This is a genomic window from Vibrio qingdaonensis (genome assembly GCF_026191675.1).
Classification (GTDB): Bacteria; Pseudomonadota; Gammaproteobacteria; order Enterobacterales; family Vibrionaceae; genus Vibrio; species Vibrio qingdaonensis.
Genome location: NZ_JAKRRY010000007.1, coordinates 63,990 through 79,909 on the forward strand (window position 1 = coordinate 63,990; position 15,920 = coordinate 79,909).

Below are 15,920 nucleotides of genomic sequence, written 5' to 3' on the forward strand. Positions count from 1 at the left end.
TTTGTACTTTATTGGCGCTATCGTTTATTAACCTTTGCTTATTAACGGTGACTTATTGACTCGTATTTGACGATGTCGACACCGTGGGCTGCTCAACGCGATAAGCGAACCCACCTAAGAAATAAGCCAAATTGCTATTGACCAAACTTAAGTCTGTTTCGAGTCTCAGCGCCTCTAATTCCATCGCCAGTTCATCCGTGGCAGAAGTAATCACATCACTAAACTGTGAGGTATTATTCTGATAACCACGTTCAACGGCTTGGGTCCTAGACTGAGCTTGAGGCAACAGATTCTGACGATAGCGCTCTGTACGCTCCATGAGATTTTGCCTATCCATCATTAACGCATTCACTTTGGCATTCATCTGAGAAAGCAACGCATCTTTGCTGGATTTCGATGCCACCACTTGGTACTCGGCAGCGGTGTGATTTTTATCTTGGCGATTGCCGGTAAATAAGGGGATGTCCATGGTGACATAGGCACTTAATAGATCCGGTGCTGGTTCACCACGCATATTATTGGCTCGACGATGCGCGTACATCGCCTCGACACCAAATTGAGGTTTATACGCCTCTTGCGCAATGGCAACTTGAGTCTCACTGGCCGATATTTGAACATCTGCGATGCGAGCCATCGGATGACGATTGAGTAATGGATAATAATCACGCTGGTTTGCTCGCGAGAGTTGTCTCTCCAACTCATACCAATCGGAGGAAGTGGTGGCGGTAATTTGAGGTTGCTGCGCAAGCCATGTAGGCCCTAGCCATTCAGAAAACTGAGATACAATACGCGCCTGCATTTGACGATTTGCTTGCAGCTTGTCATCTAATTTACTGACTTGTAGCTGAGCTTGAATCAGATCCTGTGACTCACTATTGCCAATGGCGTAATTGGTTTGAATAAACCGCTCCATTTCCCGCATCAGTTGCTGATTTTCTCGCAACACACGTTCTGACTGTTGTTGAAAACCCAGTTCATACCAAAGCTGAGATAGGCTGTTCGCGACCTCAAGTTCTCGCACAGCCACTTGATACTCGACACCATTGGCTTGTTGTTGAGCTTTTTGGTTCTGCAAGTCAAGCGTTGAACCTCGCCCAAATTGCTGCATCAGCCCTACCGAAACGTTACTCATAGGGTCTTGATCCAATGCAAAACTGTCAGTAGGTAAGCCACCGACTCCCACTTTGAGCACGGGATCCTTAAGCGTTGAACTGGCAATACCCGACTCCCGCATTGACTGCGATTGCGCATAGTACTGCATACGATTCGCATCATTAGCAATCGCATACTCTATGAGCTCAGAAAGCGTGACTGAAGGTTGTTGTATCTGCTGTTTGCTCACAACGGGTAGGTTTGCATACACCGTTGATGGCACGAATAGAATTACGCTCACAGCAAGCGCAACCACATTAATGCTTTGATTCACAATAAATTCCAATCTGCGTGCTAAAAAACAAGCACGATTAAATCAACCCATAGCGCTAGGCTAAGGGTTCAACGAAAATTCAGATCAGATTAAATGGTCGGTGGGCGTTCTAATGATTCAATGCGGGTTAATATAGGTAGGAAGTGCTCACTGTTTCTTTTCGAAAAACGCGAGCTATGACCGTTGGTAATCAGTGCGATTGGAGACAGACCAAGTGTGTTTCCACACGCCGTCGTACAGCACGTATGAGCCATATCGCTGCTATCAGAGCAATCTACCATAACACGGCTTGACTCATGGTAAACCACAGCAGGAGAGCCTGAAGCGTCAGTATTCAAAACATTGGATTTTAGACCGTGGGTCTTTGCCACTTGGCTAGTATGGTGTGACTCACCACGTATTGGGTGCGTGATAGCAGTTTGATTCATTTCGCAAGGTATTGAGGCAGACATAGCGTCCATACCTCCCATCATGCTCATCGCAGGCATACCTGAGACAAACGTTGAAACAACGAGTGCCACCAGACTCAAAAGAGTTAGCCAAATTTTGCGAGCATTTGAAAGACGCATACCACACCTAAAGAAACATAATCGGAGCGAGTATAAAGGTTACCCTTAGGGGAAGGTCAACCAATAATAAACACTCGCTCCATTAACCCAAAAACGAGGGGAAACCTAGTCTCCAATGCTAACTTTCAATGTAATCGACCACGGTCAAGCCAAATCCCGACAAGGAATGATATTTTTTATCAGAAGACGACAACAAATTCATTCTGGTCACCCCTATATCCGATAGGATTTGCGAACCAACACCGACTCGCCTTGAGGTATCTAGCTTCTTACTGACATGAGAAACCTCGCCTTTATCAAGCGCGGCAAAATGCTTCACTTTATTGATCTGAGTTTCTTTGTTTTCTTGTTGGCTAAGAATCACCATCACGCCACCATCTTCTGCTATTTTTTGCATCGCTTTGTGCAGTGGCCAAATATGGCGAGGTTCACGAGCTGAAAGTAACACATCATGAAACGTATCTTGTACATGGACGCGTACATTGGTGGGCTCTGCTGTCACGGTGCCACTTTGCAACGCAAAGTGAACCAGGTTGTCCACGGTATCGCGATAGGTCACCATATTAAACTCACCGAATTCAGTCGGTAATCGACATTCGGCGATTCGTTCAATGGTCGTTTCTGTATTATTCCGAAATTCGATAAGGTCTGCGATCGTACCCAGCTTAATTCCATGCTTTTCTGCGAAAATTTCAAGTTGAGGGCGTCTCGCCATTGTGCCGTCTTCATTCAGAATTTCGACGATAACCGAAGAGGCTTCAAATCCTGCTAGCCTCGCTAAATCGCACCCTGCTTCGGTATGCCCAGCGCGCACTAGGACTCCACCATCTTTCGCAGCAAGAGGGAAAATATGCCCTGGTTGCACCAAATCTTGCGGTCTAGCCTCTTTACTAACCGCTGCTTGTATGGTGACCGCGCGATCCTCTGCTGAAATTCCAGTGGTCACCCCTTCCGCCGCTTCAATTGAAACGGTAAATGCCGTTGCCCACGGCTCTGTCGGGTTCTGTACCATCGGAAATAACTTTAAGCTGTCGCAGCGCTGCTTGGTCATGGTTAAACAAATAAGCCCACGGCCATGGGTGGCCATGAAGTTGACATCTTGAGCGGTGATTTTTTCCGCCGCCATCATAATGTCACCTTCATTTTCACGGTCTTCGTCATCCATCAAAATAACCATTTTACCTTGACGGTAATCTTCAATGACGTCTTCTATATTGCTAATTGCCATCGCACTTACACCTTACTGATTCTCAATATTTTTAATAAAAGAGACACTCTGCTCTAACGTGTCTGCGATAATTTGAATACTTTCAGGCGAGCGTCCTCGAATGGGAAATGAATCTTTGCGACGATACATTCTAAGCGGCTTCTCGATACTAAAAGGCATTTTCCTCATGGCTAATGACTCAATAATCGGCGTAAAGTTAACAATGCCATCGCCCAGTGCCGGAAAGGTAAACTTGTCATCATGAACTTGCACATCTTTGACATGAAAATGACGGCAAAACGGCATCGCTATTTTCGCTTCTTCACTGGGACTCAAATTCGGAACGAGGGATACCGAATTACCGGGGTCAAAATTGAGCGCTAAAGCAGGGTGCCCCACTTCTTGTAAAATTCTTATGCCGTCGTGCGCAGTGGCAAAAGCATTAAAATTAAGATCGCCGCCATTTTCTATACAAATGACACACCCGAGATCTTCCGCATAGGGCGCAAGTATCTTCAAATTATCCACAATAACCTGACGGTCAGCGATAGGACCAGTACAGGTATTGAGAAAACGAACGCCCAAATGGTTCGCAAAATCAATCCGCATTTTAAACTCTGCGATTGCATTTGGAGCCGCTAAATTCATCGTGCACCCCAACGCATTTGATTGCAGCGATTCTTTTTCCAAAAGTGTTAATAAGTACTGAGCATGATTTTTGGAAAACATATCGCTATCAAGCTGCCCTACATACCCTTGATTAAAGGCAAACTCAACATATTGAACGCCAAGTTTACTAATTGTCTTCAGTGACGTTTTCAAATCATGCCCATCAAATATGGCCGTATTTATGGCTAACCTTTCTGTAATACTCATAACGATAATCCTTTATTTAAGTCACAATATATCCAACCACTCGTTCCCAGCCCAAAAGAGATAACAGGGAGAATAGGGTCGTAAATAAAATCACGCTCGCGGTGGCTTGTTTGGCGACGTGATACCTTTCCGATAGAAGGTATACATTAATGCCCGTGGGCAAACTCGATAGAAGAACCAAGACTTGGGTTTCTAATACACTTAAACCAATCACGTAATTGGCAATGAGTAATACTAGAAGTGGGAAAAAAAGTATCTTAACCAGTAACAGTGACAACACTTTTTCTTTGGCAAGCGATCTAAGTTGGTAGAAGCTTAAACTGGCTCCAAGTACACATAAAATAACAGGTAAGGCCACCCAGCCCACCGCAGACAAACCATTGACGACCCATGGGCTCAACGTCATCCCCCACAAATTCAATAATAGTCCACTCACAATCGCGATAAGAATGGGGTCTGTGGCTACCTTACGATAACTATAAAAACCTGATTCCCCAGAATGAATCATCAATACGTTAAATAACGGAAGCACAACCAGTAAGTTAGTGACAACAATACCCATTAAAATGAGTTCAGCTTCCGCGCCATAAAGTGTGAATATCAATGGTACACCGACGCCAACAGCATTGGGGTATATCGCTGAAATAGCTTTAATATTGGAGCTGGCGGCCGTGTTCAGCTTGTTTTTCATCAGACTATGGCGTAAACCAAAAAAGAGCGTGCCGACACAAACTCCGTAAGTGGCAATAACGCTCAGTGATGGCAGTAAATTAAGATCCGCGCGATAAATAGATGAAAAAAACAAACTCGGGGTTAGGTAACTAAAAGCAAAGCTTCGAATCCAGTCAACCCGCACCTGAGTCACTTGCGGAACCGTTTTAGCAATGAAGAAGCCAAGGAATATCCATGACATTAACTTGGCTTGCTCCATAAACTAGCAAGGCTCCTTCACGGTACTATTAGCTTTACTTTGCGCAATAGACAACAGTTCAAGGTAGCCCGAGGCTTGCCATGCGGTCCGCCCGACAAAAACGCCATCAATATTGGGCTGGTCGAGTAATTCCGACGCATTATCCAAATTAACACTCCCTCCATAGAGCAAAGTCATGTCTTGCGCTATTGGCTCTCCATACTGGCGACTCAACGCCTCTCGAATTGCCTGGTGAACACCTTCCGCTTCCTCATTGGTCGCCGGGGTGCCATTTTCACCGATGGCCCAAATAGGCTCGTAAGCAATAATGACCTGACTAACTTGGGCAAGCGGCACTTGAAACAACGCGATTTTCACCTGTCTAACAACAGATTCAATCGACACACCCCATTGTTTTTCATCGGCACTATCGCCTACGCACACTAGCGGTGTCAGACCATGCTTTAACGCCGCTCGTACTTTTTGGTTCACCGTTTTATCCGATTCGCCAAACAAGCCTCTTCGCTCAGAATGCCCAATTTCTACTAACGTCGCGCCACAATCTTTAAGCATTACTGGCGAAACCTCTCCAGTAAAAGCGCCCTCATCTTGCCAGCACATATTTTGTGCGCCCACTTTCATCTTCGTATCACTGAAATGGCTCACCACATTAGTGATATAAGGAAAAGGAGGAATAACAAACGGTTGAACACCAGCGTTGCAATTTTTGACCGACGTAGACACCGCATTAGCCCAATCTTGTGCGGTCTCACCGGTCTTGTTCATTTTCCAGCTTGTCCCTACCCATATTTTTTTCATGCCGGAACCTGCTCACAGGCAAACTCACTCATGAATTCAAGAATGAAGGCCATCGACATGGCGCCTGGGTCCGGGTGGCCTAGGGAACGCTCGCCTAACGTTTTTGCCTTACCCGTTGTCGCGATCATCTCTTTTGTCGCCTCAACACCTTGTTTTGCTGACGCTGCAATCGCGGGGAGATGTTCCGCTAAATCACCGGACAGTGACTCTGATGTTTTCACCGCCGCGACCAGAGCATCAATCATAGTTTTGTCACCGGGCTTTGCACCACCACGTTCATAGACACCTTCTAATCCCGCGGTTAAAAACGCCGACAACGTCTGGGTATCTAATACCGTTGCCCCTTTAATGGCTTTTGCGCCAGAACGATACAACGTACCAAAGATAGCGCCCGATGCCCCACCCATTGATGCCATCATAGTGCTGCCAATTTTGAGTAATAACTTACTGACATCTTCTGGCTGATAATCACTTGCCAGTAATTCGGCCACCGCTTTAAAGCCACGCTCCATACCGATGCCATGGTCACCGTCACCAATGGCTTGGTCATATTTGGTTAATACCGGCTCACTTGCGATCATTTTATCTGCCACATAAGCCATCATGTTTTTCGTTGTTAATGCATCCATTTCTTAATTCCTTAACGCAAAAGAGTCACAAGGTAGGTCGTAAAGTGATTTAATTTCTTCATCCAATTTGAGCATGGTCAGTGAATAACCCGACATCTCCTGCGATGTACAGTAATTCCCCACTAACGTGTGGTGAACGCTAATACCACGTTCAGCAAGCAAAGCGTGTGCTTTTCGGCTCGCGATTAACAGCTCCATATAAGTCGATGAGCCCAGGTTGTTCACAAGTAAACAGACTTCATCACCCTTTTGGTACGGTAAGTCATCACACAGTTGATCAATTAACTTCGTCACAACCTCATCTGCCGATGACATTTTTTCTCTTGCCACGCCAGGTTCACCATGTAGCCCCATACCAATCTCAAGTTCATCATCTGGTAACTCAAAATTAAAGGTATTGGTTTGCGGCACGGAACCTGCTGATAACGCCACACCTATTGAACGCGTATTGTCTCGTGCACGCTCTGTGACCTTCACAACGTCTTCGAAGCTATATGACAAAGAGGCGGCACCAGCAATTTTCAATACATAAACATCCCCTGCCGTGCCGCGCCTTTCCGTGATTTTTTCTAGCGGCGCTGACGCCACGTCGTCCCATACTCGAATGGTATGAGTCTTAATATCATCGTCGTCTGCTAGCTCTGCGGCGATATCAAAATTCATATTGTCTCCGGCGTAATTACCATATATATAGATAACCCCTTTGCCGTTATTTACCGCTTCTGTGGTCTGCAAAATAACATTAGGTGGAGGCGCAGCAAAAATATCACCTAGTGCGGCAGCATCCGCTAAACCATGCCCGACATACCCTGCAAATAAAGGCTCATGACCCGCACCACCGCCCGTCAAGATGGCCACTTTATCCGAAGGAAGATCGGTACGAATGGCCGCTGTAATACCCGGAAGTGCTTCCAACTTTCCGCTCATGACAGACAGAAGACCTTCAAATTGTTCTTGTGCCACATTAAGCGGCTCATTAATCAGTTTTTTTGGTTTTCTCATGGGTTCACCACTTATTTTTTAACAGTTATTTCACGTTTATTTGCACACGTTATTTTGATAGCTGGTGGCCATTTTCACCGTCAGCTTCAACGCATTTTCCATCGCTGGAATGGCCGCAATATTTTTTCCATAGATATCAAATGCCGAGCCATGGTTAGCGGTCGCTATTGGCAATGGGATCCCGCCTTGAACCGTGACACCACGATCAAAACCCATCATTTTTAAGGCGGTTGCACCTTGGTCGTGATACATAGACACGATCGAATTCATCTTCTCTTTTTCCACGATCCACATTGTGGTATCGCCAGGGAAAGGGCCAAATGCCTGAATACCTTTTTCTTTGGCTTTTTCAATCGCTGGGGTGATCACGGTAATTTCCTCATCGCCAAACAGCCCCCCTTCCCCCCCGTGAGGGTTCAATGCCTGAACGGCAATTCTCGGCTCCTCAAAACCGGCCGATTTTAAGGTGTTGTTCATCAGTTCGATGGTTTTAAGAACGGAGTCTATGGATAGGTTTTCAACCACATTTTTAAATGGAATATGAGACGTCACTCGTCCTGCCCAAATATCATCGACAACATTAATCTCACAGCCAAAGTCATGGAAATCCGTCAATTCAGCAAACCATGACAATTCATCTCTGTGCTCTAACCCGGCCATACTCATGGCTTGCTTATTTAACGGAGCAAAGCAAATTCCATGCGTTTTATGCGCCAACGTTAGGTCGACGGCGATTTTTAATGTTTCCAGAACGTAGGTGCCACCTTGCGGCGTCGCTTTTCCATACTCTATGCTATCAACGTGAGACGATTTGAATTGAAGAAGCACTGGCTTACCTTCTTGAAATTCCACCTGCTCGAACGTATTTACCACATCGTATTCAAAAGAAGCTTGAGCAATGTCCATACCCTTTCGCAGTTCATATTCATCCGCAATGATCAAAATATTTGCCAGTGACCGACTGGTCGGCTGATTAAGCACTTTTGCCGCGACTTCTGGACCAATACCCGATGGGTCACCTAATACAAGAGCTATCGTTGGTTTCGTCATTTTCTCATTCCTTGATAATTATTTGTTATAAATGTAATCCACGAACCCAACAGACAAAGCAGGTACGTAGGTCGCGAGCAGAAGTACGATAAACAGAACACCGATAAATAAGGCATTCACTTTTGTCACCTGCCAAATATCACGCTTGGCGATAGAACAGGCAGTAATAAGCACACTGGCGACTGGAGGCGTTTGTTGCCCAATTGAAATATTAAGTGCCAACATGATGCCAAAATGAATAGGGTCAATTCCTAGCTCATGAATAAGTGGTAATACGATTGGAACCGTTAATATGATAGCGGCAGCACCGTGCAGAAAAATACCGACGATGAGTAGCATGACGTTCAGCATCATCAGTACCACATACTTATTTTCTGAAATGCTCAGAATGCCGGCGGCCATCGTTTGAGGCACTTCTTGCTCGGTTAGGAATAACCCTAAAACAGCCGACGTCGCAACAAGTAACATCACAACAGAGGTCCCTGTCACTCCTTCCATCGCAGCTTTATAAAACAGTTTCAGATCCATTTCTCGGTAAATGAAAACACTGATCACCAACGCTAAAAGTACGGCGATACCTGCCGCTTCTGTCGCGGTCATAAAGCCAGACAATATCCCGCCAAGAATGGCAAAAGGTAGGGTTAGCGCCCAAAATGCATCTTTAAACGCTATCCATAATTTACGCAAACTAAAGGCATTTTCGCGAGGTAAGTTATATTTCACCGCATAGTAGTAACACACACCAAACATACCCGCAGCGCCAAGCAATCCCGAGACAATCCCCGCTACAAATAGCTGAGAGATCGAGACATCTGCCATCGCACCGTAAATGATCATGGGTAAAGAAGGAGGAATAATCACGGCGAGTGAAGCCGATGAAGAAGTCACAGCGGCGGAGAAACTGGCTGAATAACCCCGTTTTTTCATCGCAGGTATCAAAATAGAACCCAATGCGGCAACGTCCGCGACTGCTGAGCCTGATATCTCTGCGAAAATCATCGATACGCCAACGTTGACCATTGATAATCCGCCACGAACAAAACCAACAATCGCACTAACGAAGTTTATCAGTCTCAGCGAGATGCCGCCCGTGTTCATTAACGCGCCTGCGAAGACAAATAAAGGTATCGATAGCAGCGTAAATTTAGAGCCGCCTTCGAACATCGCTAGGGCGCCATTATATATGGCATCAATACCCGATGTAGCCACCATGCCTACTAGCGCTACCGCACCAATCGCAACAGCAATAGGGACATTAATCATGACCAACGCAATTAAACAGGCCAGTACAATTAGTGCACTCATTTTACCACCTCCATCACTTCTGCCATATCTTTCTTGGCATCACGAATTGCATCTTGAATTTCTTCTTCCTCTTGCGTCGAACCTTTGCAAACCATTTCCCATGCTTTCGGAAAAGAGCAAAGTTGCGCCACCACAAAAAGAACAGCACCGATTGGCAAAGCAGATTGCGCGAATGATAAGGTAATAAACTCCAAGCTAGTCAGCGTCTCATCACCAAAAATTTCTAAAAGGTAGTAACTTGCCCACGCCATCACCACAAAGAAGGCAATGACAATAAATTCACTTAGTAAGAAGACCAGCTTTCTTACCCCTAACGATAAGCTTGCAACGAGTCCGCCAAACCCCATGTGGGAGCGTTTTAGCGCACAAAGTGCCGAGCCATAGAATGTTAACCAGGCCAATAAAATCGCCGACACTTCGTCATACCAGTACAAAGACGCACCGCTAAAACGAGAAAAAACAGCAACAATGATGATTGCACTTAGAGACAGCAATATCGTTAATGAAATAGCGATAAGCACTTTTTCTAGTACATTTGAAATGGTATTTATGCCAGCTAGAAAAGACATCATAATCCCTCGTAAAAACACCTGAGAAAGCCATGACCTCGTCGGCCATGGCAATATCGTTACTTAGCGCTTGCCATGGCTTTCGTTAACATGGCAGAACCGTTATTTACATTTTCAACAAAGTCATCGTAAATCGGTTGACTGGCATTAACGAAAGCATCGCGATTAGCCACATTTAACTTCATTCCACCTGCGACCAATTTGTCTTTTAACTCACCTTCCAATCGAGCCGCTTCCTTGTAGCCCCACTGCTGAGCTTCTACTGCCGAAGCTTCTAGAATGTCTTGGACTTCTGAAGGGAATTTTTTGTAGTGACGAGCGCCAGCCGTTAAGTAAGCAGGGGTATACACGTGGTTAGTGACACTCACGTAGCCTTGTACTTCGTGTAGCTTAGCCGCATAAATATTGGTATATGGGTTTTCCTGCCCGTCAATAACTCCCGTTTGCAAACCAATGAAAACTTCGCTGAAGCTCATTGGCGTTGGGTTTGCTCCCCAGTTTTTAAACATTTTTACGCGCCAAGAACTATTAGGTGTGCGAATCTTAAGACCTTCTAAGTCTGCAGGGGTATTAATTGGACGTTGTGCATTGGTGATATTACGGAAACCATTTTCCCAAAAACCTATCACTTTGTAGCCTTTTTTCTCTGCTGCAGGTGCGATATACGGCCAAAATACATCCTGTTCAATTTTTGCCACATGTTCACGATCGGATACGAGGAAAGGTAACTCAAACAACGCCATTTCAGGGACATGAGTTGGCAGTGTTGACGTCAATAATGCAAGATCAATGGTGCCCAATTTTAGCTTTTGTTGGACATCTTTATCTTTTCCTAATTGAGCCGCACCGAAGAACTTTAGGTTGTAATCAAGACCAGATTTCTTGAATTGCTCGTTAGCATAATCCGCAAAATGCTGCGTAGTGTTGTATTGCAACGAACCGAGTTGTGCACTAGTCGCGACTTTAAGATCTTTTGCTGCTACGGCAGATGACATCATTACTGCAATTGCGATACTGGTATAAGTTAGCGTTTTATTTTTCATGTTAAATTTCCACGTTATTCCATTAATCAGATGGTTGGTTTGTCTCTTTCGCTATGAAATGAACTCTTTTTCGATCTCCTTAATTCGATTAACTTTGGGGGTTGACGGCCCATCAACAAACTCTGATGCAAGCCAAGTATCTAATATTGATTTCGCAAGCTCAGAGCCAATAACTCGCGCACCCATCGTGATGATTTGTGCGTCATTACTTTTTCTTGCCCTTTCAGCTGAGAATGTGTCGTGACAAAGTGCTGCTCTAATACCAGGAACTTTATTCGCCACTATTGAGACGCCGATTCCGGTACCACATAAAATGATCCCTCTTTGGTGTTTACCCTCACTCACAGCCACACTGACAGCCTTTGCAATATCGGGATAAAGCGCCTCACTATCGGAATCGACACCATAATCTGCGACTTCTATACCCTTCTTGAGCATGTGCGCCTTAAGACATTCTTTCAGCTCAATGGCAGCATCATCACATCCAATCGCTATCATTCCTTACTCCTACCATGTACATATGACCAAACAAGTTACAAATGATAATGCACTTATCACCTTAACAATTACATGCGTTTCTATATCAAACGAGATACAAATCACTCTTTGATTACATTTTGGCAACATTAATGTGATCAAACCACAACCTCACATGACAAAAACAAGGTAGCGAGGTTTTAACCAATTCTTATCTGAAAAAGACAATAAAAAACACAATAACAATTAAAATCAATATGTTAGATGCACTTCAAGGCTTTATAAAATAGAGCTTAAACTCTATTTTATAAAGCGTTTCACATTAGTGTTTCATTTTTATTTCAATGCAGAAATAAAAAGCGCCATTCGTAAATGAGAGCACTGCAACAGTCACGTAGGTGTACATATGATATTTATAGTGAACAGATGAACAACCCAATCACTATGGAACTTTTATGAATACCGATATCGCTTTAACATTTGTCCAAGTTACTGAAGGTGCCGCGCTAGCGGGTTATCAATGGCTAGGATGTGGTAACAAGGAAAATGCAGACCAAGCAGCAGTAGAGGCGATGCGCCTATTACTAAGCAATGCAGCAATCAATGGAAAAATCGTCATAGGTGAAGGAGAGATTGATGACGCTCCTATGCTCTTCATTGGCGAAGAACTTGGACAAGGTGGCCCCAATATAGATATAGCCGTTGATCCAATAGAAGGAACGCGAATGACAGCAATGGGGCAATCAAACGCCATCGCCGTGCTTGCGGCTAGCGAGCAAGGAAGTTTATTGCAAGCACCAGATATGTATATGGAAAAACTAGTAGTAGGACCGAAATCTCACGGGGCTATTGATTTGGACTTATCCTTGGAAGATAACTTAACTCGTATCGCCCAATCATTAAGTAAGCCTATAAATGAGTTAGTCATGGCGACTTTAGCCAAGCCTAGACACGACGGCGTTATTAAACAAGTGCAATCCCTGGGTGTGCGAGTGTACGCTTTTCCAGACGGCGATGTCGCCGCCTCTCTTCTCACTTGTATGCCGGAAAGTGATATTGATTTAATGTACTGTATTGGCGGCTCCCCAGAAGGCGTGATTACGGCAGCAGCCATGCAGGCCTTGGGTGGGGACATGCAAGCCAAACTACTCTTTCGCGATCAAGTTAAAGGCCAATCAACCGAAAATCAGTTGCACGCACAGATAGAGCAACAACGATGCGTAGAAATGCACGTTAAAGCTAATACCAAGCTCGAGCTAAACGATCTGGCCAGTTCAAAAAATGTTATATTTTCAGCAACGGGTATCACCAAAGGTGATTTACTAGAGGGAGTAAAAGCCGGAAGCCAAAACCTAACGACAGAAACACTATTGATTCATGGGCAAAGCCGTATAATCAGAAAAATTCGATCTACACATGATTTTTCATTACTTAATAGTGAATTACACGCCAAATCAGCCTAAATTGTCGCAAACTTAATTTGCGCCCAATAACGCGGTAAGGGAATATGGATTTATCAAATATTGAACAAACAGAAGAAAATAATCTACTCACTGAAATCGCTGTAGCGTATTACCAAGATGGAGCGACTCAAGAAGAAATTTCTAAACGGTTTGGGCAATCCAGAGTCACGATCGGACGGCTGCTAAAAAGAGCCCGAGACAAAGGGATTGTTGAAATAAAAGTTAAATACCATCCAGTATTTGGCGCTAAATTAGAAGAACAGTTAAAAGAACGATTCGGTCTAAAACGCGCGCTTATCGCCCTTGACCAGCCGACAGAAGACGAGCAACGTAGTTTACTCGCCGGCGTTGTCTCTACCTATCTCTCTTCCACCCTAAAAGATGGAATGGTCGTTTCAATAGGACAAGGGCGAAATGTCTCTTCCGTATCTGAGCATATTGGCATTGTGAATCCAAAAAAGTGTACGTTTGTATCGAGTATCGGTGGCATCCACCCAAGAGGAGGCATGCTAAACGCCGACCACATATCACGTCGCTTTGCTAAAACATTTGATGGAGTGAGTGAAACGCTCTACGCCCCAGCATTTATTAAAGACCCAAACCTACGCCAAGCGCTAATGGAAGATGAAACCGTTCAGCAAACATTGGATATCGCTAAGAAAGCAGATGTCGCGCTGGTGGGTATAGGTGATCTCAGCGAAAGCAGTTATATGGTGAACTTAGGGTGGTTTTCAGTTCAAGAAATGGTAGAAGCAAGGATTCAACAAGGCGTGGTAGGAGAAGTGGGGGGGTATGATTTTTATGATATCAAAGGGAGAGTTCAGGATACAAAAATGAGTAATCGAGTCGTTGGGCTTACCATCAGCGATTATCAAAAAATCCCACAAGTTATCGCCATCGCTTCGGAAGCTAGCAAACCATTAGCGATTGTTGGTGCACTACGAACCGGTGCCATAGACATTTTGGCGACCAGTGTAGCCAATGCTATAACGATATTGAATCTCGACGCTCAGCAATAACGCGTATCCATGATTTTATTTATAGAAAGGCAGCAAAGCGGTTGCCTTTCTATTATTAACTATTAGGTTAAACATATACATAAGATAATGAACAATCTGTCATTTTAGAAGATAAGTCTGAATCTACATGGCAAGAATAATGGGGTAATTGCCATATACAAAAAGTATTTTAGTGCAACGTTTCTAAAATTTATGATTCAGAGTTTAGCGAAAAGTAGAATGATATTGTATGACGTTAAGAGGATAGAGAAAAACGACCAATACATTCATTTAGACTGTTAGTAATACTTCCTTGCTGAGTTCTTTCGCAGTAGGAAAAGTCTATACCAACATTACCCATATTATCTTTCATCATAACATGGCGCGATAAAATATCGCCGTTAAGCTGGTGTATTAACACACTCCAAGAGAGTTGGTTTTTAAATAAAACAAAATTTACTGTCATTGATTACCTTTTTTTGTATTGCTATTGCTATTGCTATTATTTTTACAGTGTTGAAACCAAAAGCGCTTACGACCCATTGAACGAGACATAGAAGATCCTTAATATTATTTTGCAACGAAGATACCGTCACTCACATGAATGAGATATTTTAAGTTGCTGATTTTATGAAAATTATGGTGTTTATATTGATATTGCGAAGTGAATAAAACGTGTGACATGCGTGAAAGGCAGGTGTTGCGTATTTTCTGTGTTCGAAATTCCAGTATAGAGAGTAAAAGTAAATATTACCGCAAATGACCATCGGCCATTTGCGGTAACGTCGAAATTAGATAGCTACAACGTTAGCAGCTTGAAGACCTTTTTGGCCTTGCTCAACTTCGAAAGATACTTTTTGGCCTTCAGCAAGAGTTTTGAAACCCTCAGAAGCGATAGCACGGAAGTGTACGAATACGTCTGCGCCGCCGTTGTCTTGAGTTAGGAAGCCAAAACCTTTCTCTTCGTTAAACCATTTTACGATACCAGTTGTTTTAGTAGACATAATGTGTCCCTTATAAAGTTAAATTCATTAGAAAAATATCGCGATTTCGCGATGCGCTGAAAGCTTGAATTATTGAATGTGACGATGAAGCTAAGGGAACCGCTGAGGATAACAACTATTACGAAGAATTCTGAGGATTGCTTTACTTGATGTATCATTAATAACTCTGAACAACAGAGCGAGGTGGATAATACTAGAGTTCCGGAGGTTGTCAAGCGGTTTTATGAAAGATATTCAATAAATATTTTCGATACCTCTCTCTTTTACAATCGACAACTAACAGTGAGAAAAAAGGCGTAGCGCGATTAAAGCTAGCATGCGCGACGCCCTGCCAATTCCTTCTATAAGTCAGTCTCGCGTAAAGTATTGTCCGTTATGCCTGTTTCCATGCGTGACGTCTACGCAGCCATGCAAAAAGACCCATTGATAGCCAAGAAAATAACCCTATAGAGCCGACACCATCGGTATCTGGGCCTGCTGAATCCGTCCAAGCGGTGTTCAACACCGTTACGTCAAATAGCTCGCTCATCACTTCTGAATCCGAAACAGCAACCGAGTACACAAGGACAGACA

At 44.0% G+C, this 15,920-nt stretch carries 17 protein-coding genes; 2 read left to right on the forward strand and 15 right to left on the reverse strand.

The genetic code is table 11. The annotated features are described in order from the left end of the window. Positions 1-52: 52 nt before the first annotated feature. The 13 genes from MD535_RS07565 to rpiB all read right to left on the reverse strand — a co-directional run bounded on the left by MD535_RS07565 (position 53) and on the right by rpiB (position 11,903). Positions 53-1,426: a TolC family protein gene (locus MD535_RS07565; RefSeq protein WP_390902905.1), complete on the reverse strand. Its 1,374-nt coding sequence runs from the start codon at positions 1,424-1,426 to the stop codon at positions 53-55. Positions 1,427-1,515: 89 nt separating this feature from the next. Then, positions 1,516-1,995 (reverse strand): hypothetical protein, encoded by a 480-nt coding sequence (locus tag MD535_RS07570; protein ID WP_265674271.1) that lies wholly within the window; start codon positions 1,993-1,995, stop codon positions 1,516-1,518. Between the two features lie 118 nt (positions 1,996-2,113). Continuing rightward, positions 2,114-3,223, reverse strand: a complete 1,110-nt coding sequence (gene ribB / locus MD535_RS07575) for a 3,4-dihydroxy-2-butanone-4-phosphate synthase (protein WP_265674272.1) — start codon at positions 3,221-3,223, stop codon at positions 2,114-2,116. A gap of 12 nt (positions 3,224-3,235) precedes the next feature. Continuing rightward, positions 3,236-4,078, reverse strand: coding sequence for a sugar phosphate isomerase/epimerase family protein (locus MD535_RS07580; protein ID WP_265674273.1), 843 nt, complete (start codon positions 4,076-4,078; stop codon positions 3,236-3,238). Between the two features lie 16 nt (positions 4,079-4,094). After that, a complete protein-coding gene (locus MD535_RS07585; protein ID WP_265674274.1) occupies positions 4,095-5,009 on the reverse strand; it encodes an AEC family transporter in 915 nt (304 codons plus the stop codon). 3 nt (positions 5,010-5,012) lie between these two features. Beyond that, positions 5,013-5,807, reverse strand: a complete 795-nt coding sequence (locus tag MD535_RS07590) for a triose-phosphate isomerase (RefSeq protein WP_265674275.1) — start codon at positions 5,805-5,807, stop codon at positions 5,013-5,015. Next, the gene (gene dhaL / locus MD535_RS07595) at positions 5,804-6,436 is read right to left on the reverse strand and encodes a dihydroxyacetone kinase subunit DhaL (RefSeq protein ID WP_265674276.1); all 633 of its coding nucleotides are present in this window, start codon (positions 6,434-6,436) and stop codon (positions 5,804-5,806) included. Before dhaL ends, MD535_RS07590 begins: the two co-directional genes overlap by 4 nt. Before the next feature lie 3 nt (positions 6,437-6,439). Next, positions 6,440-7,438: a dihydroxyacetone kinase subunit DhaK gene (locus MD535_RS07600; protein WP_265674277.1), complete on the reverse strand. Its 999-nt coding sequence runs from the start codon at positions 7,436-7,438 to the stop codon at positions 6,440-6,442. A 36-nt stretch (positions 7,439-7,474) separates the two neighbouring features. After that, positions 7,475-8,488 carry a 4-hydroxythreonine-4-phosphate dehydrogenase PdxA gene (locus tag MD535_RS07605; RefSeq protein WP_265674278.1) on the reverse strand — a complete coding sequence of 338 codons (1,014 nt, stop codon included), beginning with the start codon at positions 8,486-8,488 and terminating at the stop codon, positions 7,475-7,477. An 18-nt stretch (positions 8,489-8,506) separates the two neighbouring features. Next, a complete protein-coding gene (locus MD535_RS07610) occupies positions 8,507-9,793 on the reverse strand; it encodes a TRAP transporter large permease (RefSeq protein WP_265674279.1) in 1,287 nt (428 codons plus the stop codon). Beyond that, positions 9,790-10,365, reverse strand: coding sequence for a TRAP transporter small permease (locus MD535_RS07615; protein WP_265674280.1), 576 nt, complete (start codon positions 10,363-10,365; stop codon positions 9,790-9,792). The genes MD535_RS07610 and MD535_RS07615 overlap by 4 nt, the downstream gene beginning before the upstream one ends. A 56-nt stretch (positions 10,366-10,421) precedes the next feature. Beyond that, entirely contained in the window at positions 10,422-11,405 is a 984-nt protein-coding gene (locus MD535_RS07620; protein WP_265674281.1) for a TRAP transporter substrate-binding protein, read from the reverse strand. A gap of 51 nt (positions 11,406-11,456) precedes the next feature. After that, on the reverse strand, positions 11,457-11,903 hold the full coding sequence (rpiB, locus tag MD535_RS07625; RefSeq protein ID WP_265674282.1) for a ribose 5-phosphate isomerase B: 447 nt from the start codon (positions 11,901-11,903) through the stop codon (positions 11,457-11,459). A 434-nt stretch (positions 11,904-12,337) separates the two neighbouring features. Between rpiB and glpX the strand changes: the two genes are divergently transcribed. Together glpX and MD535_RS07635 are read left to right on the forward strand one after the other, a co-directional pair. Next, the gene (gene glpX / locus MD535_RS07630) at positions 12,338-13,345 is read left to right on the forward strand and encodes a class II fructose-bisphosphatase (RefSeq protein ID WP_265674283.1); all 1,008 of its coding nucleotides are present in this window, start codon (positions 12,338-12,340) and stop codon (positions 13,343-13,345) included. Between the two features lie 44 nt (positions 13,346-13,389). Next, on the forward strand, positions 13,390-14,364 hold the full coding sequence (locus MD535_RS07635) for a sugar-binding transcriptional regulator (protein ID WP_265674284.1): 975 nt from the start codon (positions 13,390-13,392) through the stop codon (positions 14,362-14,364). A gap of 770 nt (positions 14,365-15,134) precedes the next feature. On the opposite strand, the gene cspE is transcribed toward MD535_RS07635, so the two are convergent. Beyond that, positions 15,135-15,347 carry a transcription antiterminator/RNA stability regulator CspE gene (gene cspE, locus MD535_RS07645; protein WP_250619120.1) on the reverse strand — a complete coding sequence of 71 codons (213 nt, stop codon included), beginning with the start codon at positions 15,345-15,347 and terminating at the stop codon, positions 15,135-15,137. A gap of 373 nt (positions 15,348-15,720) precedes the next feature. Beyond that, a complete protein-coding gene (locus MD535_RS07650) occupies positions 15,721-15,876 on the reverse strand; it encodes a hypothetical protein (RefSeq protein ID WP_265674286.1) in 156 nt (51 codons plus the stop codon). Positions 15,877-15,920 lie beyond the last annotated feature (44 nt).